17 protein-coding genes, 3 tRNA genes and 1 pseudogene are annotated in these 22,191 nt (G+C 69.8%); 12 read left to right on the top strand and 9 right to left on the bottom strand.

Features of this window, described 5'->3' with window-relative positions; genetic code table 11:
• Nucleotides 1–4: 4 nt before the first annotated feature.
• The 4 genes from PYR72_RS26000 to PYR72_RS25985 all read left to right on the top strand — a co-directional run bounded on the left by PYR72_RS26000 (nt 5) and on the right by PYR72_RS25985 (nt 6,349).
• Nucleotides 5–1,654 (top strand): hypothetical protein, encoded by a 1,650-nt coding sequence (locus tag PYR72_RS26000; protein WP_275457551.1) that lies wholly within the window; start codon nt 5–7, stop codon nt 1,652–1,654.
• A gap of 81 nt (nt 1,655–1,735) precedes the next feature.
• Nucleotides 1,736–5,713, top strand: a complete 3,978-nt coding sequence (gene hrpA, locus PYR72_RS25995; protein WP_275457550.1) for an ATP-dependent RNA helicase HrpA — start codon at nt 1,736–1,738, stop codon at nt 5,711–5,713.
• Between the two features lie 99 nt (nt 5,714–5,812).
• Nucleotides 5,813–5,887, top strand: a tRNA-Asp gene (locus PYR72_RS25990).
• Between the two features lie 270 nt (nt 5,888–6,157).
• Nucleotides 6,158–6,349 (top strand): DUF6274 family protein, encoded by a 192-nt coding sequence (locus PYR72_RS25985; RefSeq protein ID WP_275457549.1) that lies wholly within the window; start codon nt 6,158–6,160, stop codon nt 6,347–6,349.
• Nucleotides 6,350–6,864: 515 nt separating this feature from the next.
• Here the strand turns inward: PYR72_RS25985 and bldC are convergent.
• Both bldC and PYR72_RS25975 read right to left on the bottom strand, forming a co-directional pair.
• Complete coding sequence (gene bldC / locus PYR72_RS25980) at nt 6,865–7,071, bottom strand: developmental transcriptional regulator BldC (RefSeq protein ID WP_003949541.1); 207 nt, start codon at nt 7,069–7,071, stop codon at nt 6,865–6,867.
• A 654-nt stretch (nt 7,072–7,725) separates the two neighbouring features.
• Nucleotides 7,726–8,568 (bottom strand): hypothetical protein, encoded by an 843-nt coding sequence (locus tag PYR72_RS25975; protein WP_275457548.1) that lies wholly within the window; start codon nt 8,566–8,568, stop codon nt 7,726–7,728.
• A 222-nt stretch (nt 8,569–8,790) separates the two neighbouring features.
• On the opposite strand from PYR72_RS25975, the gene PYR72_RS25970 reads away from it, so the two are divergent.
• Nucleotides 8,791–9,885: a Glu/Leu/Phe/Val dehydrogenase dimerization domain-containing protein gene (locus tag PYR72_RS25970; RefSeq protein WP_275457547.1), complete on the top strand. Its 1,095-nt coding sequence runs from the start codon at nt 8,791–8,793 to the stop codon at nt 9,883–9,885.
• Between the two features lie 313 nt (nt 9,886–10,198).
• The gene (locus PYR72_RS25965) at nt 10,199–10,453 is read left to right on the top strand and encodes a DUF3073 domain-containing protein (protein ID WP_275457546.1); all 255 of its coding nucleotides are present in this window, start codon (nt 10,199–10,201) and stop codon (nt 10,451–10,453) included.
• A gap of 204 nt (nt 10,454–10,657) precedes the next feature.
• Here the strand turns inward: PYR72_RS25965 and purM are convergent, their stop codons facing one another.
• From purM to PYR72_RS25945, 4 genes are all read right to left on the bottom strand, one after another.
• Complete coding sequence (gene purM / locus PYR72_RS25960) at nt 10,658–11,728, bottom strand: phosphoribosylformylglycinamidine cyclo-ligase (protein ID WP_275457545.1); 1,071 nt, start codon at nt 11,726–11,728, stop codon at nt 10,658–10,660.
• 41 nt (nt 11,729–11,769) lie between these two features.
• Entirely contained in the window at nt 11,770–13,296 is a 1,527-nt protein-coding gene (gene purF, locus PYR72_RS25955) for an amidophosphoribosyltransferase (RefSeq protein WP_275457544.1), read from the bottom strand.
• Nucleotides 13,297–13,380: 84 nt separating this feature from the next.
• On the bottom strand, nt 13,381–14,202 hold the full coding sequence (locus PYR72_RS25950) for an META domain-containing protein (RefSeq protein WP_275460516.1): 822 nt from the start codon (nt 14,200–14,202) through the stop codon (nt 13,381–13,383).
• Nucleotides 14,203–14,256: 54 nt separating this feature from the next.
• Nucleotides 14,257–15,054, bottom strand: coding sequence for a maleylpyruvate isomerase family mycothiol-dependent enzyme (locus tag PYR72_RS25945; protein WP_275457543.1), 798 nt, complete (start codon nt 15,052–15,054; stop codon nt 14,257–14,259).
• 185 nt (nt 15,055–15,239) lie between these two features.
• Here PYR72_RS25945 and PYR72_RS25940 point away from each other — a divergent pair.
• Nucleotides 15,240–15,780 (top strand): annotated as a pseudogene (locus PYR72_RS25940) (Uma2 family endonuclease).
• 67 nt (nt 15,781–15,847) lie between these two features.
• Here the strand turns inward: PYR72_RS25940 and purL are convergent.
• The 3 genes from purL to purS are packed head-to-tail and all read right to left on the bottom strand — an operon-like array spanning nt 15,848 to nt 19,043.
• Nucleotides 15,848–18,106, bottom strand: coding sequence for a phosphoribosylformylglycinamidine synthase subunit PurL (purL, locus tag PYR72_RS25935; protein ID WP_275457542.1), 2,259 nt, complete (start codon nt 18,104–18,106; stop codon nt 15,848–15,850).
• Entirely contained in the window at nt 18,103–18,783 is a 681-nt protein-coding gene (purQ, locus tag PYR72_RS25930) for a phosphoribosylformylglycinamidine synthase subunit PurQ (RefSeq protein WP_059084297.1), read from the bottom strand. The genes purL and purQ overlap by 4 nt, the downstream gene beginning before the upstream one ends.
• Complete coding sequence (gene purS, locus PYR72_RS25925; protein ID WP_005482678.1) at nt 18,780–19,043, bottom strand: phosphoribosylformylglycinamidine synthase subunit PurS; 264 nt, start codon at nt 19,041–19,043, stop codon at nt 18,780–18,782. Before purS ends, purQ begins: the two co-directional genes overlap by 4 nt.
• A 341-nt stretch (nt 19,044–19,384) precedes the next feature.
• On the opposite strand from purS, the gene PYR72_RS25920 reads away from it, so the two are divergent.
• The 5 genes from PYR72_RS25920 to PYR72_RS25900 all read left to right on the top strand — a co-directional run bounded on the left by PYR72_RS25920 (nt 19,385) and on the right by PYR72_RS25900 (nt 22,182).
• The gene (locus PYR72_RS25920; protein ID WP_275457541.1) at nt 19,385–19,702 is read left to right on the top strand and encodes an Lsr2 family protein; all 318 of its coding nucleotides are present in this window, start codon (nt 19,385–19,387) and stop codon (nt 19,700–19,702) included.
• Nucleotides 19,703–19,865: 163 nt separating this feature from the next.
• Nucleotides 19,866–19,937: transfer RNA gene (locus tag PYR72_RS25915), tRNA-Gly, on the top strand.
• 80 nt (nt 19,938–20,017) lie between these two features.
• A tRNA-Gly gene (locus tag PYR72_RS25910) sits at nt 20,018–20,090 on the top strand.
• A 197-nt stretch (nt 20,091–20,287) separates the two neighbouring features.
• The gene (locus PYR72_RS25905) at nt 20,288–21,325 is read left to right on the top strand and encodes an ABC transporter ATP-binding protein (RefSeq protein WP_275457540.1); all 1,038 of its coding nucleotides are present in this window, start codon (nt 20,288–20,290) and stop codon (nt 21,323–21,325) included.
• Nucleotides 21,322–22,182, top strand: a complete 861-nt coding sequence (locus tag PYR72_RS25900) for an ABC transporter permease (RefSeq protein ID WP_275457539.1) — start codon at nt 21,322–21,324, stop codon at nt 22,180–22,182. The genes PYR72_RS25905 and PYR72_RS25900 overlap by 4 nt, the downstream gene beginning before the upstream one ends.
• The last annotated feature ends 9 nt before the right edge of the window (nt 22,183–22,191 follow it).

Below are 22,191 nucleotides of genomic sequence, written 5' to 3'. Positions count from 1 at the left end.
GTTCTTGAGACACATCACCAGGGGGCTCGTGACGGCCGGTGCCGTCCTGCTCTCCACCTTCGCGATACCGGGCACGGCCCACGCGGCCGCTCCGGTCGTCCAGGAGGCGTCCAGCGACTCGGCGGACTGGTCGGTCATCGACGTACGCCTGGGCCACGGCAGCGCGGTCGGCGAGGACGTCAAGAAGATCACCGCGAAGCTGCGTCCGCTCGGCAGCGCCGACACGGACACCCCGGTGGCCACGGTCACCGAGTTCACCCAGACGTACTTCGCGAGTTCCTGGGAGGGCACCTGGTCCTCCCCGCCCGTCCACCTGGACGCCCTCGGCGAGTACACGATCGACGTCGAGGCCACCACCAGCGGCGGCGAGACCACCGTCCAGCAGAACGCGGGCGTGCTGCGCTACCAGAAGCAGCCCGTGATCTCGGGCTTCTCCGTCACACCGACCGAGCCGAACATCGACGACAAGCTCGTCACGGCCACCGGCGATCTGGTTCTCCGCGATCCCAGCACGCGGGCGACCGAGGCCATGCCCGGCGCGTCCGTCGACGTCGACCTGGGCAGTTCGGTCGAGCAGACCGTCACCACCGACGAGCAGGGTCACTTCTCGCTCGCCCGCGAGGTGAGCCAGGGCGGCTGGGCCCGCGCCGAGTACCGCAGCGACCTGGGCTACGCCACGGTCCCCTGGGTCAGCATCACGCCCAAGGCCGCGGCGACCCGCCTGCTCCTCGACAAGAGCAGCTTCCATGTCGTGGCGAACGCCGAGATGAAGGTCACCGGACGGCTGGAGTACCGCAGCGGCGCCGAGTGGAAGCCGCTGGCGGGCATCCCGCTGGAGCTGGACTACAAGAACAGCAGCATCACGGACGCGACCGAGGCGACCAGCGACGCCGCCGGCCGCTTCACCTTCGTCAGGCGCGTGTACGGCGACACCACCTTCGAGGTCGGCTTCCCGCCCTACCCGTACAACCCCTGGATCCAGCGGACCGCGACCGCCGACGTGAAGGCCAAGGTCACCTCGACCAGCCGGTTCACCGAGTTCACGGCGGCGCAGAACGAGCGGGCCCAGCTCGACATCACCGGCAGCGTCGACCTGTCCGGCAACTACTACAGCGGCCGGATCAAGGTCGGCATCCAGTACTCCGCCGACGGAAAGACCGGCTGGACGACCAAGAAGACGGTCACGACCGGCTTCGGGTCGCAGTTCATCGTCGAGGGTCTCAAGGGCAACCCGGACGGCTACTGGCGGCTGCGCTACGCCGGTGACAGCAAGCGGGACTTCAAGGGCACCACCAGCAAGGCGATGCGCAAGGTGAAGGCCCTCACCCGGATCAAGGGCGCGGGCGCCTCCCCCGAGCCGGTCCGCAAGAACCACACCCTCACCGTGAAGGGCGTCCTCCAGGAGGCCAAGCCCGCGAGCACGGTGGGCTGGACCAGCTGGAAGGCGTACGGCGGCAAGCGGGTCCAGATCCTGTTCCGGCCCCGGGGCGAGAAGGACTGGTACCTGATGGGCACCGTCAAGACCAAGGCGAACGGTTCCTTCGCCAAGGGCATCAAGGCCCCGATGGACGGCACCTGGGTGCCCGTCCACCTGGAGCCCGACAGCAAGCACTTCGCGGGCGCCGGCGCGGAGGACTACGTCGACGTGCGGTAACGCGCATCACAGGCACACGACGAGGGGCGGACGCAAAAGCGTTCGCCCCTCGTTTCGTCGAGGTGAGATCCTGGGTTCCGTATGTCTACGCCACCTGCCCCCGCCTTCGGCGCCCTCGCCCCCCGCCTGGCCGAGCTGTCCCTGCGCGACGCGCACCGGCTCGGACGCAGGCTCGAAGGCGCGCGCAAGATCCGCAAGCCCGAGGCCCGGGCCGCCGTGCTCGCCGAGATCGAGGCGGAGGTCGCCAGGGGCGAGTCCCGCATGGCCGAGCGCGCCGCGCGCGTGCCGGCCGTCTCGTACCCCGAGCAGCTGCCCGTCAGCCAGAAGAAGGACGACATCGCGGCCGCGATCCGCGATCACCAGGTCGTCATCGTCGCCGGTGAGACCGGCTCCGGCAAGACGACGCAGATCCCCAAGATCTGTATGGAGCTGGGGCGTGGCGTACGCGGCATGATCGGGCACACCCAGCCCCGCCGTATCGCCGCCCGCACGGTCGCCGAGCGCGTGGCCGAGGAGCTGCGGACGCCGCTCGGCGAGGCCGTGGGCTGGAAGGTCCGCTTCACCGACCAGGTGAACCCGGACGCCACCTTCGTCAAGCTGATGACGGACGGCATCCTGCTCGCCGAGATCCAGACGGACCGCGAGCTGCGCGCCTACGACACGATCATCATCGACGAGGCCCACGAGCGGTCCCTCAACATCGACTTCCTGCTGGGCTACCTCGCCCAGCTGCTGCCCAGGCGCCCCGACCTCAAGGTCGTCATCACCTCCGCGACCATCGACCCCGAGCGCTTCTCCCGCCACTTCGGCGACGCGCCGATCGTCGAGGTCAGCGGCCGTACGTATCCGGTGGAGGTGCGCTACCGCCCCCTGCTGGAGGAGGACGGCGAGGACGCCGACCGGGACCAGATCACCGCGATCTGCGACGCCGTCGAGGAGCTGCAGGGCGAGGGGAAGGGCGACATCCTCGTCTTCCTCTCCGGGGAGCGGGAGATCCGGGACACCGCCGACGCCCTGATCAAGAAGAACTACCGGTTCACCGAGGTCCTGCCGCTGTACGCACGGCTCTCGCACGCCGAGCAGCACCGCGTCTTCCAGCCGCACACCGGCCGCAGGATCGTGCTGGCCACGAACGTCGCCGAGACCTCCCTCACCGTCCCCGGCATCAAGTACGTCATCGACCCGGGCTTCGCCCGCATCAGCCGCTACAGCCACCGCACCAAGGTCCAGCGGCTCCCGATCGAGGCGATCTCCCAGGCCAGCGCCAACCAGCGCAAGGGTCGCTGCGGCCGTACGTCGGACGGTGTCTGCATCCGCCTGTACAGCGAGGACGACTTCGAGGCGCGGCCCGAGTTCACGGACGCGGAGATCCTGCGGACGAACCTCGCCTCCGTCATCCTGCAGATGACCGCCGCCGGTCTCGGCGACATCGAGAAGTTCCCGTTCATCGATCCGCCGGACCACCGCAACATCCGTGACGGCGTCCAGCTCCTGCAGGAGCTCGGCGCGCTCGACCCGGCGCAGAAGGACGTCCGCAAGCGGCTGACCCCGATGGGCCGCAAGCTCTCCCAGCTGCCCGTCGACCCGCGGCTGGCCCGGATGGTCGTCGAGGCCGACAAGAACGGCTGTGCCCGCGAGGTCATGGTGATCGCCGCCGCGCTGTCCATCCAGGACCCGCGCGAGCGCCCCGCCGAGAAACAGGCCCAGGCCGACCAGCAGCACGCCCGCTTCAAGGACGAGACGAGCGACTTCCTCGCCTATCTCAACCTCTGGCGGTACGTCCGCGAGCAGCAGAAGGAGCGCGGTTCGTCGTCGTTCCGCCGGATGTGCAAGCAGGAGTACCTGAACTTCCTGCGGATCCGCGAGTGGCAGGACATCTACAGCCAGCTGCGCACGGTCGCCCGGCAGATGGACATCCATCTCAACGAGGACGACGCCCCCGAGCAGCACATCCACCTCTCCCTGCTGGCCGGTCTGCTCTCCCACATCGGCATGAAGGACGTGAAGGAGACCGGGGGCGAGAGCGGGCGGAGCACGGGCAAGAACGAGTATCTGGGCGCCCGGAACGCCAAGTTCGCGATCTTCCCGGGCTCGGCCCTCTTCAAGAAGCCCCCGCGTTTCGTGATGTCGGCGGAGCTGGTGGAGACCAGCCGCCTCTGGGCCCGCGTCAACGCCAGGATCGAGCCCGAGTGGGTCGAACCCCTCGCCGGGCACCTGCTGAAGCGCACGTACAGCGAGCCGCACTGGGAGAAGGACCAGGCGGCCGTGATGGCGTACGAGAAGGTCACGCTGTACGGCGTGCCGATCGTCGTCCAGCGGAAGATCAACTACGGGCGCGTCGACGCGGAGGCGAGCCGTGAGCTGTTCATCCGCAACGCGCTGGTCGAGGGCGACTGGCGTACGCACCACAAGTTCTTCGCCGACAACCGCCGGCTGCTCAGCGAGGTCGAGGAGCTGGAGCACCGGGCCCGGCGCCGGGACATCGTGGTCGACGACGACACCCTCTTCGACTTCTACGACCAGCGGGTCCCCGAGCATGTGGTCTCCGGCGCCCACTTCGACTCCTGGTGGAAGCACAAGCGCCATGAGCAGCCGGACTTCCTGGACTTCGAGCGCGCGATGCTCATCCGGGAGTCGGCGGAGGCGGTCACCAAGGCCGACTACCCGGACTCGTGGCGGCAGGGGCAGCTGAAGTTCCGGGTCACCTACCAGTTCGAGCCGGGTGCGGACGCGGACGGTGTGACGGTCCACGTCCCCCTCCAGGTCCTCAACCAGGTCACCGACGAGGGCTTCGACTGGCAGATCCCGGGGCTGCGGGAGGAGGTGGTGACGGAGCTGATCCGTTCCCTGCCCAAGCCGATCCGCCGCAACTACGTGCCGGCGCCCAACTTCGCGCGCCGCTTCCTCGACCAGGCGGTGCCCCTCCAGGAGCCGCTGCCGGTGACGATGGCCCGCGAGCTGAAGCGCATGGTGGGCGTCCCGGTGACGCCCGAGGACTTCGACTGGTCCCGGGTCCCCGACCATCTGAAGATCACTTTCCGGATCGTCGACGAGCGGCGCCGGAAGCTGGCCGAGGACAAGGACCTGGAGTCGCTGCGGCTGCGGCTGAAGCCGAAGGCCCGTCAGGCCCTCTCCCAGGCCGCCGCCGCGACCGCCGAACGCGAGGGCGGCGAGTCCCTGGAGCGCAAGGGCCTCACCGACTGGACGATCGGCTCGCTCACCCGTGTCTTCGAGACCCGCCGCGCGGGGCAGCCGGTGAAGGCGTACCCGGCTCTCGTCGACGACGGTCCGGCGGCCGGCACGGTCTCCGTCCGCCTCTTCGACACCGAGGCGGAACAGACCGAAGCGATGTGGAAGGGCACCCGGAGGCTCATTCTCCGCAACATTCCGGTCAACCCTGCGAAGTTCGCGAGCGAAAAGCTCACCAACGCCCAGAAGCTGGCGCTGTCCGCGAATCCGCACGGTTCGATCCAGGCGCTGTTCGACGACTGCGCCATGGCGGCGGCCGACAAGCTGATCGCCGACTTCGGCGGACCCGCCTGGGACGAGTCGTCGTACCGCAAGCTGTACGACAAGGTGCGCGCGGAGATCGTCGACACCACGGTCCGTACGGTCGGCCAGGTGCAGCAGGTACTGGCCGCCTGGCAGGCCTGTGAGCGCCGTCTGAAGTCCATGCGCAGCCCGGCCCTCCTCGCCAACCTGGCGGACGTACGGGGGCAGCTGGACGCCCTCGTGAAGCCGGGGTTCGTCACGGAGGCGGGACTGCGCCGGCTGCCGGACCTGATGCGCTATCTGGTGGCGGCCGACCGGCGGCTGCAGCAGATGCCGACCGGCGTGCAGCGGGACACGTCCCGGATGGAGAAGGTCCACGAGATGCGTGACGAGTACGCCTGGCTGCGGGAACAGCTGCCCCAGGGACGGCCCGTGCCCGCGTCGGTCCTGGAGATCCGCTGGATGATCGAGGAGCTGCGCGTGAGCTATTTCGCGCACGCCCTGGGCACCGCCTACCCCGTCTCCGACAAGCGGATCGTGAAGGCGATCGACGCGGCGGTGCCGTAACCGCCCCCGTACGGAAAGTGAGTTCGCGCGGGGGCACCCGCTCCTGTACAGTCTCTTCTCGCAGGCCAGCGCGGCAACAAGGCGCGGACTGCGAAACCTGGTCCTGTGGAGCAGTTTGGAGTGCTCGCCACCCTGTCAAGGTGGAGGCCGCGGGTTCAAATCCCGTCAGGACCGCACGAAGAAGAAGGCCCGCATCCGAACGGATGCGGGCCTTCTCGCTGTTCGACACCGGGCGCTGCCCCGGTGGTCGAGGGCCGGGTGCGCGCCGGCCTCCCCTGATCCCCGTGGAGGCGGACGGGGGCGTGCGGGGCGCCTGTGCCGGATCGTGCGGCTCCCGCGCCCGCGGAAGGGGCTTGCGGCCTTCCCTCCGGCCCGGGCGGGGTTGACGGCGTCACATTCCGCCGGTACCTCAGACTCAGGGCCCCGAGACCCCGGAGGTGGCGTATGACGGCGTCCGCTCGGCACGAGACCCGCGCCTTGCTCCGCGCTCATCTGTCGGCCGCCTCGTCGTACCGCCACCTCACCCGCCACTGTCCGATCTGCCACCGCCTGCTGCGGCTGGCCACGGAGCACGGGACGGGCGGCGAGGACGGCGCGGAGGACGCCGCGGAGGACGGGGCGCCCTCCAAGGCGTGAGACGCGCCCCGGAGGGAACGTACCCGGCGAGGGCGCGCGACGGGCAACTCCCGCCCCCTCTACCGCAGATGCCGATCGGGCAACAAGCATCCCGCCATGTGACGGGTGTCACTGCATGAGTTTTCGAAACGCGGGTTCTTACCGGTCTCCTACAACTGGTCAATTTAATATGTGCAATTGCACCAGTCTCCCGGGGCCTGCACAGGAGATCCGACAGGCCTCCCCAGAGTCCGACAAGCCCGCGCACAACCTGTCGCTTCCGGACCGGGAACCCGCCGTTCGGCGCACAAAAAAGATCGCGCTGGACCCGGCGGAGTCCAGCGCGATCTACGACGCACCCTTGGTGCTTGCCTGACCGATGCCCGGGGGACCTGGGGCCTCCCGGAAAGTTCTGTGTGGCTGGGGCGTGGGATCTGTTGGGGCAGAACCCGCGTCGTTCAAAGCGGTTCGAGCGGTGGTGCTTCCGGGCGCCCGGCCGATGGGGGACCAGCCGAAATGCCCTGTCGGGCGAGGTCTCAGGCCTCGCTGCGCTGCTGCGGGATGCCCGCGAGCAGTGCGCGGACCTCAGCCTCGCGGTAACGGCGGTGTCCGCCGAGCGTGCGGATGGACGTGAGCTTGCCGGCCTTCGCCCACCGCGTGACCGTCTTGGGGTCGACGCGGAACATGGTGGCGACCTCAGCCGGGGTCAGCAGCGGCTCGGCATCAGGGGTGCGAGCGGTCATGAGCGGCCTCCTCGGGAGAACCGAACCTTCTCGGTTCTTTCCTCTAAATTCTGCACCTTGACCCGCGTTGCCCGAAATGGCGGACGCGAGTCGAGTCGGTTATAGGACGAACGGCTTGTCCTCGGCACTACAACTACACCATCTGTCCAGCCGCGTCGGCCAAACCGATGGAATTGCCCTCCCAGGTGTTCATCAGCGACGGATGCCGATGGACCATGCCATAGCGGACAGTCACGCCACTGTGACGATCAGTCACAGTGGCGTGCAGGAGTCTCAAGACCCCCCAATAGCGTGCAATGCTGAGATTCCACCCATACGCGGGCAGAAGGAGCCTCCCCCGGGCTCCTTGTCCTATTTTGACACGAGGAGGTGCGTAAGAGGCAAGGCCCGCGTAAGTGCAATCCGTCACGCTTGGCGGCTTCTTGACGCAAAAGCCCGGATCGGGACCTACGTCCCCCCTGTGACACCTCGCAGATAACTGCGCGGTGTCAAGCCTTGGTCAAGGGTGGACAGTTCACCATGGTTCGGCCTCCATGGAAAGCCTTTGCCCACCGCCCCCACACGTCACATGTACGGCTGCGGGGTTGAGTCGGTTCAACCGGATCAGTCCGGTTCTGCTCGCCGAGTGCTCGAATCTGATCGCCGAGGGCGGTCTCAGTTGGCCGAGCGCCGGTCCCGCACCGCCCGCCAGCGCTCCACCAGCCGCCCGTACGCCGCCCCGGCGGCCGCCCCGTCCCCCTCGCGCAGGGCCTCGATGCCCTCGGCCACATCGGCGGCCGAGTGGTCGCCGTCCAGCTCGGCGGCGGGCAGGACGTGCACCAGGCCGCCGTAGTCCAGCTCGACGAGCGAGCGCGGATGGAACTCCTCCAGCCAGCGGCCCACATCGACCAGACCGTCGACGAGCGGCCCCTCGTCGACGGTGTCCCGCAGGGTCCGCAGCCCCCGCGCCACCCGCCGCCGGGCCTGCACCATGGGCGTGCGATAGCGAAGCACCGGCGAATTCTCGCCGGATCCCTTCTCGTACGTGCGCTCCTCGTCCGAGACGAGCACGAACCAGTTCAGCGGCACCTGCCAGGTCGCCGTGCGGATCCACGGGCGGGCGTCGGGGTTGCCGGCCATCCACCGCTCGTAGTCCTGGCTCGCCTGGCGGCGCACCAGCGGCGGCAGCACCGCGTCCAGGACCGGGGCGGGCAGCTCCTCGGCCAGATCGCCGAGCGCCTGCCAGCCGCGCAGCCGGGTCCGCCAGGGGCAGACACAGACCACCCCGTCGGCCTCCAGCACGAAGGCGTCCCCGCTCTCGTGCACCGGCACCGGGACCGGCGGGGTCGGCAGCAGGTCGGCCAGCGAGCGGCGCAGCTCGTCCTGGTACGAGGGCCGGTCGGTGCGCCGGGCGTAGCGGGTCCAGTGGCCGCGCTCCGGCTCGGGGAAGGCCGCCAGCGGCTCGTACACGCGAAGGTAGGACGCGTACGGGACGATCACCGAGGACACCTTGGGCACGCCTGCTCCCTCCCCCGGCTGCCACCGGGGAAACCTGCCGAACCCGCCCACCGGCGGGCCGGAAAACTGTGCGGATCGCACACGTGCCTACTCCACCCGTGGGGTGATCCTGAAGCTGCGCCGCTGTACGGCGGACGCAGGCTCTACTCTCATCCCCACAGACCCCGCCACCCGTACGGGAGCCTGTACCCCACCGCCGCTTCTTACCCAGGAGTCACCACAGTGACCGAAGTATCTGACGGCGTCCTGCACACCCTGTTCCAGTCGGAGCAGGGCGGTCACGAGCAAGTCGTGCTCTGCCAGGACCGGGCCAGCGGCCTCAAGGCCGTCATCGCCATCCACTCCACCGCGCTCGGCCCCGCTCTCGGCGGCACGCGCTTCTACCCGTACGCGACCGAGGCGGAGGCCGTCGCCGACGCGCTGAACCTCGCGCGCGGGATGTCCTACAAGAACGCCATGGCCGGCCTCGACCACGGCGGCGGCAAGGCCGTGATCATCGGCGACCCCGAGCGGCTCAGGAGCGAGGAACTGCTGCTCGCCTACGGCCGGTTCGTGGCCTCGCTGGGCGGCCGGTACGTCACCGCCTGCGACGTCGGCACCTACGTCGCCGACATGGACGTCGTCGCCCGCGAGTGCCGCTGGACGACGGGCCGTTCCCCCGAGAACGGCGGCGCGGGCGACTCGTCCGTACTCACCGCCTTCGGCGTCTACCAGGGCATGCGGGCCTCCGCCCAGCACGTCTGGGGCGATCCCTCGCTGCGCGGCCGCCGGGTCGGCGTCGCGGGCGTCGGCAAGGTCGGTCACCACCTCGTGGCCCATCTGCTGGCCGAGGGCGCCGAGATCGTGATCACCGACGTCCGCGAGGACGCCGTACGGCGGATCCTCGACCGGCACCCCGAAGGGGTCACCGCGGTCGCCGGCACCGACGCGCTCATCCGGACCGAGGGGCTCGACATCTACGCCCCCTGCGCGCTCGGCGGGGCCCTCGACGACGACTCCGTGCCCGTCCTCACCGCCAAGGTGGTGTGCGGCGCGGCCAACAACCAGCTCGCGCACCCCGGCGTCGAGAAGGACCTCGCCGACCGCGGGATCCTCTACGCGCCGGACTACGTGGTGAACGCGGGCGGGGTCATCCAGGTCGCCGACGAGCTCCACGGGTTCGACTTCGAGCGGTGCAGGGCGAAGGCCGCGAAGATCTACGACACCACTCTGGCGATCTTCGCACGTGCGAAGGCGGATGGGATTCCGCCGGCCGCCGCGGCCGACCGGATCGCCGAACAGCGGATGCACGAGGCGGCCTTGCGCCGCGGCCACTGAGTCCGGACGGCCGGCGCCGCGGGCTCTTCGCGCGGCGCCGGCCGGTACCCGCCGGCGGCTTTAGAGAGAACTCTCACTTCCGTCGGCGGGTCGCCCGCCCAGAAACGGTTAAAATCACCTTTGACCAGCGGGGAAAGGGCTCCTCGCAGGTTCTGGGCACGGGCACGTCCTGCGGGCGACGTACCGTATGGGCGTGGGCTCAGGTACCGTGGAAGCCCTACGGACCGGTCTCTCCATGGAGAGTCCGTTCCAGATCATGAACGCGTGTCAAGACTCTGGGGCCATCGAGCCCCGTATCCGAGGGGGTCGAGCCATGGGGCGCGGCCGGGCAAAGGCCAAGCAGACGAAGGTCGCCCGCCAGCTGAAGTACAGCAGCGGCGGGACTGATTTGTCGCGTCTGGCCAATGAGCTGGGCGCTTCGACTTCGAGCCAGCCGCCGAATGGCGAGCCGTTCGAGGATGACGAAGACGACGACGACCCGTACGCCCAGTACGCGGATCTCTACAACGACGACGATGAGGACGAGGACGACGAGTCCGGTCCCGCGTCGCATCGCCGCGGGGCTTGACGCCGTAACGCCGCGCTTACCCGGTCCGGGTGGGTTTCCACCTCCGGACCGGGTTTTGTGCGGTCTCGCTCCGCTCGGGGCTGGGGCGCCTCATAGCTCGGGTGCCACTGTGATCTGGCGGCTGCGGGTGCGTCGTGCGTTCTCGCGCAGTTCCTCGCGCCCCTGGGGGCGGCCTTCGGCCTGCCCCCCTGGGCGCGTCGGCGTTCAGGCTCGCGCGTAGTCGCCCACCAGTTGCGCGCCGGTCGGGTGGTCGGCTCGGTCGGTGATCTCGCCTGCCACCCAGGCGTCGACGCCACGGTCGGCCAGGGTCGTCAGGGCCACGTCCGCGGACTCCTGGGGGACGATGGCGATCATGCCCACGCCCATGTTCAGGGTCTTCTCCAGCTCCAGGCGCTCGACCTGGCCGGTCCTGCCGACGAGGTCGAAGATCGGGGCCGGGGTCCAGGTGGAGCGGTCGACCGTGGCGTGCAGCGTGTCGGGGATCACCCGGGCCAGGTTGGCCGCCAGACCGCCGCCGGTGACATGGCTGAAGGCGTGGACCTCGGTGGTGCGGGTGAGGGCCAGGCAGTCCAGCGAGTAGATCTTGGTGGGCTCCAGCAGCTCCGCGCCGAGGGTGCGGCCCAGCTCCGCGATCTCGGCGTCCAGGGAGAGACCCGCCTGGTTCAGCAGGACATGACGGACGAGCGAGTACCCGTTCGAGTGAAGGCCGGAGGCCGCCATGGCGATCACCGCGTCACCCGTACGGATGCGATCCGGGCCGAGCAGGTGCTCCGCCTCGACCACGCCCGTGCCGGCACCGGCCACGTCGAAGTCGTCCGGGCCGAGCAGACCGGGGTGCTCGGCGGTCTCGCCGCCGACGAGGGCGCAGCCGGCGAGCACACAGCCCTCGGCGATGCCCTTGACGATGGCGGCGACCCGCTCGGGGTGGACCTTGCCGACGCAGATGTAGTCGGTCATGAACAGCGGTTCGGCGCCGCAGACCACGATGTCGTCCATCACCATCGCGACCAGGTCGTGGCCGATGGTGTCGTACACGCCGAGCTGCCGGGCGATGTCGACCTTCGTGCCGACGCCGTCCGTGGCGGAGGCGAGCAGCGGGCGCTCGTAGCGCTTGAGGGCCGAGGCGTCGAAGAGGCCGGCAAAGCCGCCGAGGCCACCGAGGACCTCGGGGCGCTGCGTCTTCTTCACCCACTCCTTCATCAGCTCGACGGCGCGGTCGCCCGCCTCGATGTCGACGCCCGCCGCTGCGTAGCTGGCACCAGTTGTCTCAGACATGACGGTGAGAACTTTCGTGTCGTACTGCAGGTGGGACGGGCTTACGGGCGACGGATCGCGTCGGCCGCGGCCGTGGCGGCCGGTCCGGCGGCCAGCTCGGTCTCCAGGAGGCGCTTGCCGAGCAGTTCGGGGTCCGGCAGCTCCATCGGGTACTCGCCGTCGAAGCAGGCACGGCAGAGGTTCGGCTTGGCGATGGTGGTCGCCTCGATCATGCCGTCGAGGGAGATGTACGCCAGGGAGTCGGCGCCGAGCGAGGTGCCGATCTCGTCGATCGTCATGCCGTTGGCGATGAGTTCGGCGCGGGTCGCGAAGTCGATGCCGAAGAAGCAGGGCCACTTCACGGGCGGCGAGGAGATCCGGATGTGGACCTCGGCCGCGCCCGCCTCACGGAGCATCCGGACCAGCGCGCGCTGGGTGTTGCCGCGGACGATCGAGTCGTCGACGACCACCAGGCGCTTGCCCTTGATGACTTCCTTCAGCGGGTTCAGCTTCAGACGGATGCCGAGCTGGCGGATCGTCTGCGAGGGCTGGATGAACGTACGTCCGACGTAGGCGTTCTTCACCAGGCCCGCACCGAACGGGATGCCCGAGGCCTCCGCGTAACCGATGGCGGCCGGGGTGCCGGACTCCGGGGTCGCTATGACCAGGTCGGCCTCGACGGGCGCTTCCTCGGCCAGCTTGCGGCCCATCTCCACGCGGGAGAGGTACACGTTCCGGCCGGCGATGTCGGTGTCCGGGCGGGCCAGGTAGACGTACTCGAAGACACAGCCCTTGGGCTTCGCTTCCGCGAACCGGGAGCTGCGCAGGCCGTTCTCGTCGATGGCGATGAACTCGCCCGGCTCGATCTCGCGGACGAAGCTCGCGCCGCAGATGTCGAGGGCGGCACCCTCGGAGGCGACGACCCAGCCGCGCTCCAGCCGGCCGAGGACCAGCGGGCGGATGCCCTGCGGGTCACGGGCGGCGTACAGGGTGTGCTCGTTCATGAAGACCAGGGAGAAGGCACCGCGGACCTGCGGGAGGACCTTCGGGGCGGCCTCCTCGACGGTCAGCGGCTTGCCGTCCTCGTCGACCTGGGCCGCGAGGAGCGCGGTGAGCAGGTCGGTGTCGTTGGTGGCCGCGACGCGGGGCGTACGGCCCTCCTGCTTGGGCAGGTCGGCGACCATCTCGGCGAGCTGGGCGGTGTTGACCAGGTTGCCGTTGTGGCCGAGCGCGATGGAACCGTGCGCGGTGGCACGGAACGTCGGCTGGGCGTTCTCCCACACCGAGGCACCGGTGGTCGAGTAGCGGGCGTGACCGACCGCGATGTGACCCTGGAGGGAACCGAGCGAGGTCTCGTCGAAGACCTGGGAAACGAGGCCCATGTCCTTGAAGACGAGGATCTGGGAGCCGTTGCTGACCGCGATACCCGCGGATTCCTGGCCCCGATGCTGGAGGGCGTAGAGCCCGAAGTAAGTGAGCTTCGCGACCTCTTCACCCGGAGCCCAGACACCGAAGACGCCACACGCGTCCTGGGGGCCTTTCTCGCCGGGGAGAAGGTCGTGGTTGAGTCGTCCGTCACCACGTGGCACGCCACCGAGTGTAGGCGAGATCGCGCACCGGTCCGAATCCGGTGATCCCGCCCGCCCCCGTTCCCGACTACGGCCCTTCGCACGTCACTTGTCGGCGACAGCGCCGATACCCGTGTCGTTTTCGCTGGTCAGCGTGATGCTGCGGTGATCGATCCGATACTTCACCGTGCCCTTGAAGATCTTCAGAAAGCTCCGCTCGGCGGCCATGAGTGAGTCGGAGCACATCTTCCGGGTGGTCCGCGGACTGCCGAGGGTGATGCTGTCCTCGCTCACCGTGGCCTTCGCGGAGATGTCGTTGCAGCCGACGCTCGCGCTGAGGGTCCCCGCCTCCTTGTCGAGCGTGAACCACGCCTTGCCCCGGGCCGCCTCGGGGAGCGAGGTGGCGACGTCGTGGTCCATGAGGGAGTCGACCCGCCACTTCGTGCCGTACAGCCCGGCGGGCCGCTCCTTCGTCAGCTTCACGGTGTCGCCGTCGCCCGTGGTGAGGGTGAGTCCGCCGTCGGTGGTCCCGGCCGTGAAGGTCCCGGCGTCGAGGGTGCGGGCGAAGGTCTTCTCGAACTTCATGGGCGCGTCACCGCAGGCCATCTCGGTGGACCGGGCGGCCTCGAAGTCGATGCCGTCCTTCCCGAAGGCGGCGGTCGTGCCGAAGGTGTTGCAGCCGTAGTTGCCGTCGACGTCACCGTTGTCGGCGATCTTCAGGTAGGCGCCGTCGGGGGCCTGCTCGGTCTTCCCGTCCACGGTGAGGCTGTCCACCTTCCAGCGGACGCCGGTCACCGAGGACTTCTTGGTGCTCGCGTCGACGGCGCCGCTGCCGGGATCGCCGGCGGACTCGGAGCCACAGGCCGCGAGCAGCGGCAGCGGAAGCACGGCCAGGGCGGTGAGGGTCAGTCGCAGTCGCTTGTCCATGGCGGTGGGACGGGTGGGATGCGTGGGTGGTTCCACCGGGTTCCGTGGCCCGGATCAGCGCATGAGGGGCAGGAGCGTGCTCAGGTCGGCCCGCTCGCCGCTCGCGCTGACCTCGGCCTCGTCCAGGGCGCCGGCCCAGTCCAGGCGGCCGGTGGCCAGCCGGATCCACGTCAGCGGGTCGGTCTCGACGACGTTCGGCGGGGTGCCCCGGGTGTGCCGCGGCCCCTCCAGGCACTGCACCACGGCGTACGGCGGGATCCGCACCTCCGTCGAGCCGCCGGGAGCCCGTGCGGCCAGGGTGTCGGCGAGCAGCCGGACGCAGGTGGCGAGGGCGGTCCGGTCGTACGGAACGTCGAGGCCGGGGACGGCGGCGTTCAGGTCGTCGGTGTGGACGACCAGCTCGATCGTGCGCGTGACCAGGTAGTCGTCGAGCAGCATGCCGCCGGCCCGGGTGTCGATGATCCGGCCCGGTGGGGCCGCTTCGAGCGCGTCGGTGATCCGGCGCTCCACGTCCGCATAGCGGGCGGCGAGGTCCGGGGTGGCCGCGGCCAGGCCCCGGCTGCCCTCGTCGATCGCCTCGGCGTGGGCGGCGGTCGCGGAGGCGTAGTCGAGGGGGTTCAGCCCGGCCTTCGGCGGCCCGGGCCGCTCCAGGGCCCGGCTGACGCTCTCCACGGCCATGGTGAGGTGCGCGACCAGGTCCCGGACGGTCCACTGCCCGAGCCGAGTGGGCAGCGCGAGTTGTTCGGTGGTGAGGGTGCCCACGGCCTCCCGTACGTTCCCGAACTGGGCCAGCACGGCCTTGCGGGTCTTGGCGGGGTCGTAGGCGCGGGGGCGTTTCCTGGCGGGGGGCATGGGACGAGCCTAGGGCCCTTCTGGGCGAGGGCGGGGCGGACGGGAGGGGTCACTCGAAAGCGTGATCGACGGTGAACTGCGCCCGGCGGCGCCGGAGTCCCGGTGACACTGGCCTTCACGTCGAAGGGGGCAGCATGAAGGCCGGGGCCGAGCGCGCGTCCCAGATGTCGGTGGAGGAGTTCGAGGTGATCGCCTCCGCCGCTCCCGAGACCGTCACGCTGGAGTTCATCGACGGACGGCTCGGCGTCAAGAAGGCCGCGGACGGCAACCGGGGCACCGTCGTGGCCCGGCTGGCCCGGCACTGTCTGCGGACCACGGACCAGGCCCGACCTGGACCTGTACCGGGGCCAGGGGCTCCGGGTCGACGCGTCCGGGGAGGGCAGGGCGAGACCGGACGCGGTGCTCGTGCCCGAGGCGCACTTCGCGGGGCACGGCGAGTGGGCCGACCCCGACGGGGTCCTCATGGTCGTCGAGGTCACCTCCTACGACGCGGACACCGACCGGTGGAACCGGCGGGAGAAGCCGGCCGCCTACGGGCGGTCCGGGATCCCGCTGTACCTGCTGATCGACCGGGGCTCCCGCACGGTCGTCGTGCACAGCGGCCCCGACCCGCTGGTCGGCGGGTACCGCGACGTGCACACGGCGGCGTTCGGCGAGAGGGTGTCCCTCCCCGGTCCGGTCGGCATCGAACTCGACACGGAGATCCTCGGGGCCTACGTCCGCTGACCCGCCGGAACGCAGGGAAGCCCCGCCCGGACGTACCGATCCGGGCGGGGCTCCGTCGTACGGGGTACTACGCCAGCAGCGCCGGGATCGTGCCCTCGTGGGCCGTGCGCAGCTCCTCCAGGGAGAGCGTGAACTCGCCCTGGACCTCCACCACGTCACCGTCGACGACACCGATGCGGGTGGCCGGGAGGCCGCGCGCGCCGCACATGTCGGTGAAGCGGAGTTCCTCGGAGCGGGGGACGGCCACGACCGCGCGGCCGGCCGACTCCGAGAGGAGGAAGGTGAAGGCGTCCAGACCGTCCGGGACGATCAGGCGGGCGCCCTTGCCGCCGAGCAGCGCCGACTCCACGACCGCCTGGACCAGGCCGCCGTCGGACAGGTCGTGCGCGGAGTCGATCATGCCGTCGCGGGAGGCGGAGATCAGGATCTCGGCCAGCAGGCGCTCGCGCTCCAGGTCGACCTGCGGGGGCAGACCGCCGAGGTGGTCGTGGACGACCTGGGACCAGGCCGAGCCGCCGAACTCCTCGCGGGTGTCGCCGAGCAGGTAGAGGAGCTGGCCCTCTTCCTGGAAGGCGACGGGGGTGCGGCGGGCGACGTCGTCGATGACGCCCAGGACCGCGACGACCGGGGTGGGGTGGATGGCCACCTCGCCCGTCTGGTTGTAGAGCGAGACGTTGCCGCCGGTCACCGGGGTGCCCAGCTGCTGGCAGGCGTCCGCGAGACCGCGTACGGCCTCGGCGAACTGCCACATGACCGCCGGGTCCTCCGGCGAGCCGAAGTTCAGGCAGTCGGAGACGGCCAGCGGCTTGGCGCCGGTGGTGGCGACGTTGCGGTACGCCTCCGCCAGGGCCAGCTGGGCGCCGTGGTACGGGTCCAGCTTGGCGTAGCGGCCGTTGCCGTCGGTCGCGATGGCGACGCCCAGGCCGCTCTCCTCGTCGACGCGGATCATGCCGGAGTCCTCGGGCTGCGCGAGCACCGTGTTGCCCTGCACGAAGTGGTCGTACTGCGAGGTGATCCAGGACTTCGACGCCTGGTTCGGGGACGCCACCAGCTTCAGGACCTGGTCCTTCAGCTCCTCGGACGTCTCCGGGCGCGGGAGCTTGTTGGCGTCGTCCGCCTGGAGCTCGTCCTGCCAGGACGGCCGGGCGTAGGGGCGCTCGTAGACCGGACCGTCGTGCGCGACCGTGCGCGGGTCGACGTCGACGATCTTGCCGCCGTGCCAGAAGATCTCCAGCCGGTCGCCGTCGGTGACCTCACCGATGACGGTGGCGATGACGTCCCACTTGTCGCAGATCTCCAGGAACCGGTCGACCTTCTCCGGCTCCACGACCGCGCACATGCGTTCCTGCGACTCGCTCATGAGGATTTCCTCGGGCGAGAGCGTGGAGTCGCGCAGGGGGACGTCGTCGAGGGTGACGCGCATGCCGCCGGAGCCGTTGGACGCCAGCTCGGACGTGGCGCAGGACAGGCCCGCCGCGCCGAGGTCCTGGATGCCGACGACCAGCTTCTCCTGGAACGCCTCCAGGGTGCACTCGATGAGGAGCTTCTCCTGGAAGGGGTCGCCGACCTGCACCGCGGGGCGCTTGGAGGGCTTGGCGTCGTCGAAGGTCTCCGAGGCCAGGATGGAGGCGCCGCCGATGCCGTCGCCGCCGGTGCGGGCCCCGTAGAGGATGACCTTGTTGCCGGCGCCGGACGCCTTCGCGAGGTGGATGTCCTCGTGCCGCATGACGCCGATGGCACCGGCGTTGACCAGCGGGTTGCCCTGGTAGCAGGCGTCGAAGACGACCTCGCCGCCGATGTTGGGCAGGCCCAGGCAGTTGCCGTAGCCGCCGATGCCCGCGACGACGCCCGGCAGGACGCGCTTGGTGTCGGGGTGGTCGGCCGCGCCGAAGCGCAGCGGGTCGACGACCGCGACCGGGCGGGCGCCCATCGCGATGATGTCGCGCACGATGCCGCCGACACCCGTGGCCGCGCCCTGGTAGGGCTCGACGTACGACGGGTGGTTGTGCGACTCGACCTTGAAGGTGACCGCGTAGCCCTGGCCGACGTCGACGACCCCGGCGTTCTCGCCGATGCCGACGAGGAGGGCGTCCGACTGGGGCGCCTTCTCGCCGAACTGGCGGAGGTGGACCTTCGACGACTTGTACGAGCAGTGCTCGGACCACATGACGGAGTACATGGCCAGCTCGGCGCCGGTCGGGCGGCGGCCGAGGATCTCGACCACGCGCTCGTACTCGTCCTTCTTCAGGCCCAGTTCGGCCCAGGGCAGCTCGACGTCGGGGGTCGCGGCCGCGTGCTCGACCGTGTCCAGAGGCGTCCGGCTCATACGTTGACCAGCTTCTTGAGGATCGAGGTGAAGAAGGGGAGGCCGTCGGTGCGGCCGGTGCCGATCAGCGGCTCCACGGCGTGCTCCGGGTGCGGCATGAGGCCCACCACGTTGCCGGCCTCGTTGGTGACGCCGGCGATGTCCCGCTGGGAGCCGTTGGGGTTGAAGTCGAGGTACCGGAAGGCCACTCGGCCCTCGGCCTCCAGCTTGTCGAGCGTGTACGCGTCGGCGACGTACTGCCCGTCGTTGTTCTTCAGCGGGATGTGGATCTCCTGGCCGGCCGTGTAGTCGGTGGTCCAGGAGGTCTCGGCGTTCTCCACCCGCAGCTTCTGGTCGCGGCAGATGAAGTGCAGGTGGTCGTTGCGCAGCATCGTGCCGGGCAGGAGGTGGGCCTCGGTGAGGATCTGGAAGCCGTTGCAGATGCCGAGGACCGGCAGTCCGGCCTTCGCCTGCTCGATGAGCGTCTCCATCACCGGCGAGAAGCGCGCGATGGCTCCGGCGCGCAGATAGTCGCCGTAGGAAAAGCCGCCGCACAGCACCACGGCGTCGACCTGGTGGAGGTCCTTGTCCTTGTGCCACAGGGCGACGGGCTCGGCACCGGCGAGCCTGATCGCACGCTGGGTGTCCCGGTCGTCGAGGCTGCCGGGAAATGTGACGACGCCAATACGAGCGGTCACTTTCCGGCCTCCGCGACTTCCTCGACCTTGACGGTGAAGTCCTCGATCACGGTGTTGGCGAGGAAGGATTCCGCCAGTTCGTGGATGCGGGCGAGCGCGGCGTCGTCCACCGGTCCGTCAACTTCCAGTTCGAATCGCTTTCCCTGACGTACGTCGGAGACGCCCTCGAAACCGAGACGCGGCAGCGCGCGCTGCACCGCCTGGCCCTGGGGGTCGAGGATCTCCGGCTTGAGCATGACGTCGACTACGACGCGTGCCACTGGCACTCCCGGTGTGTGGTGCTGAGCAGGTTCCTTCAGACTACCCGTACAAAATTTCTACGCGGGTAGATTCGTAGGAAACTACAGGGATTCCGGGTGACGGCGGTCACGATCCGGTATCGGGTGATCACCCTCATGAAAACTTCTGGGAAAGATCCGGGATCCCTATTGCGCGAGGGACACGCGGGCGGATTAAGTCTGTCCTCACATTGCAATGCCGGGCACTGTACAAATGAATTGGCAATAGCGATACTTTGCCCAAATAACAGCCGGACAACCGACATCTTCCTGACGTCTGGGCACGTCAACGACGGAGATGTCGCACGAAGGGACCGATATTCGTGGCGCAGCGTGTCGTGGTCACTCTCTCCGACGACATCGACGGCTCGGAAGCGGCGGAGACGATCGCCTTCGGACTCGACGGCAAGTCGTACGAGATCGACCTGAACGAAGCCAATGCCAGGAAACTGCGTAAGGCGCTCGCGCCCTACGTGGACGCCGGCCGCAAGCGGTCGAGGTCGGGCAGGACCTACAAGCAGACCCAGGTCGCCCCGGACCCCGCGGCCGTCCGCGCCTGGGCCCAGGCCAACAAGCTGGAGGTCCCCGCGCGCGGCCGGATCCCCAAGCGGGTCTACGAGGCGTTCGCCGAGGCGCAGTAGGCGCCGCTCCGGACACGGCCGCCCTCAGGACCCGTCAGCGGGCCCCGGGGGCGGCCGACTTGGGCCCCGGGGGACAACCGACTTGCGTTGCCCCCCGGCGGATCAGCTAGAGTCTGGAGCACGCCGAGGGGCAAGGCCGAAAGGCCCGGCTCACCGGAGTCACGCGGGTGTAGTTCAGTAGTAGAACATCCCCCTTCCAGGGGGAAGGCGCAGTGTGCAATTCCTGTCACCCGCTCTGGATCGCTTGACCGACCACTCCTGTGGATCAGGTAAAGTAGTCCTCGCGCCGATCGGTGGGAGCCGATCGGAGGCAATGCGGACGTAGCTCAGTTGGTAGAGCGCAACCTTGCCAAGGTTGAGGTCGCCAGTTCGAACCTGGTCGTCCGCTCGTGAAAGAAGGCTCCGGTCCACTGGACCGGGGCCTTCTTCGTGCCCGCGTGTTCTTCGTGTCCTCGTGTTCCTCGTCTTCTTCACGGCCGCCCTCCCCCTCTTCCTCGTATCCCGCTCCCGCGTCTGACATTTGTCATGCCGAGTGATGACACCGCGCACTGCTCCGCGGCCCGTGTCACCGCGACGCTTGAGGACATGAAGACGAACGGGCACGACGACGTGAACACTCACGATCACGAGAACGTGATCGAGGTCACCGACCTGCGCCGCGTGTACGGGGGCGGCTTCGAAGCCGTACGGGGAATCACCTTCTCCGTCGGCCGGGGAGAACTCTTCGCGCTCCTGGGCACCAACGGCGCCGGCAAGACATCGACGGTCGAAGTTCTGGAAGGGCTCGCCCCGCCGTCCGGCGGCCGGGTACGGGTCCTCGGGCACGACCCCTACGGGGAGCGCGCGGCCGTGCGCCCCCGGATCGGGGTGATGCTCCAGGAAGGCGGCTTCCCCTCCGAGCTGACCGTCACGGAGACGGTACGGATGTGGGCGGGCTGCACCAGCGGGGCGCGGCCCGTCGGGGAGGCGCTGGAGATCGTCGGCCTCGGGCGGCGGGCCGGTGTCCGGGTCAAGCAGTTGTCCGGGGGCGAGAAGCGGCGCCTGGACCTGGCGCTCGCGCTCCTCGGGCGCCCCGAGGTCCTCTTCCTGGACGAGCCGACGACCGGGCTCGACGCGGAGGGCCGCCAGGACACCTGGGAACTGGTGCGGGAACTGCGGGACGGGGGAACGACCGTCCTGCTGACCACGCACTACCTGGAGGAGGCCGAGGACCTGGCCGACCGGCTCGCCATCCTCCACGAGGGCGCCGTCGCCGTCACCGGCACCCCGGCCGAGGTGACCGCCTCGCAGCCGTCCCGCATCTCCTTCGAACTGCCCGCCGGGTACTTCCTCGGCGACCTGCCGCCGCTCGGCGAACTGGGCGTCACCGGGCACGAGGAGCACGACCGCGTGGTGGTGCTGCGCACGAACGAACTCCAGCGGGCGGCCACCGGGCTGCTGCTGTGGGCCGAGCGGTCGCGGATCGAACTGCGCCGGCTGGAGGTGCGGTCGGCCTCGCTGGAGGAGGCGTTCCTGCGGATCGCGCGGGAGACGGCGGAGGCGGCGCGGGCGGTCGCTGGGGCACGTACGGACATGGGATCGCCCGCGGGCGAGGGAACGCACAAGGGCGGGGTGGCGGTATGAGAACGACGACGGGTACGGGGACCGCGGGTACGGGTACGGGTGCGGGGGCGGCGGGTACGGCCGCGGGCACGGCACCGGCCGTCACGGCCGGGACGACGACCCTCAGGGGCCGGATGACCGCGCTCGCCCGCGCCGAGCTGACGCTGCTGGGGCGGAGCCGGGCCACGCTGTTCACGGCGCTGTTCGTGCCGCTGGTGCTGCCGCTCAGCGTGCGCTCGGCGACGGACCAGATGGACCTCGACGAGGCGGGGCTGGACGTCGGGACGGTCATGCTCTGCGCCGCCGTCGGCTTCTCGCTGCTCTTCGCGGTCTACACCGCCCTGACCAACATCTTCGTCGTCCGCCGCGAGGAACTCGTCCTGAAGCGGCTGCGGACCGGCGAACTGCGCGACCCGGAGATCCTGGTGGGAGCCGCGCTGCCCGCCGCCGGTATCGCGCTCGCGCAGTGCGTGGTCGTCGCGATCGGATGCACGGTCCTGCTGGACATGAAGGCGCCTGCCGCGCCGCACCTGGCCGTGCTGGGGGTGCTGCTGGGTGTCGTGCTGTGCGTGGCGCTGGCGGCGGTCACCGCGAGCGTCAGCCGGACCGCCGAGAGCGCGCAGGTCACCAGCCTGCCGCTGATGTTCGTGTCGCTGCTCGGGTCCGGCATCACCGTGCCGCTCGAAGTGCTGCCGGACCGCCTGGCGTCCTTCCTCGAACTGCTGCCGCTCACCCCCGTGATCACCCTGGTGCGCGGCGGCTGGACCGGTGACCTGTCCGCGTACGACGCCCTGGGCGCCGTCGCCACCGCGCTGGCCTGGACCGTGATCGCGGTGTTTGCTGTACGACGGTGGTTCCGCTGGGAGCCGCGCCGATGAGGGGAGTTG

It is taken from the genome of Streptomyces sp. VNUA24 (genome assembly GCF_029167005.1).
Classification (GTDB): domain Bacteria; phylum Actinomycetota; class Actinomycetes; order Streptomycetales; family Streptomycetaceae; genus Streptomyces; species Streptomyces scabiei.
Note: the sequence above shows the minus strand (reverse complement) of the source record. Positions and strands in the feature narration are given on the sequence as shown.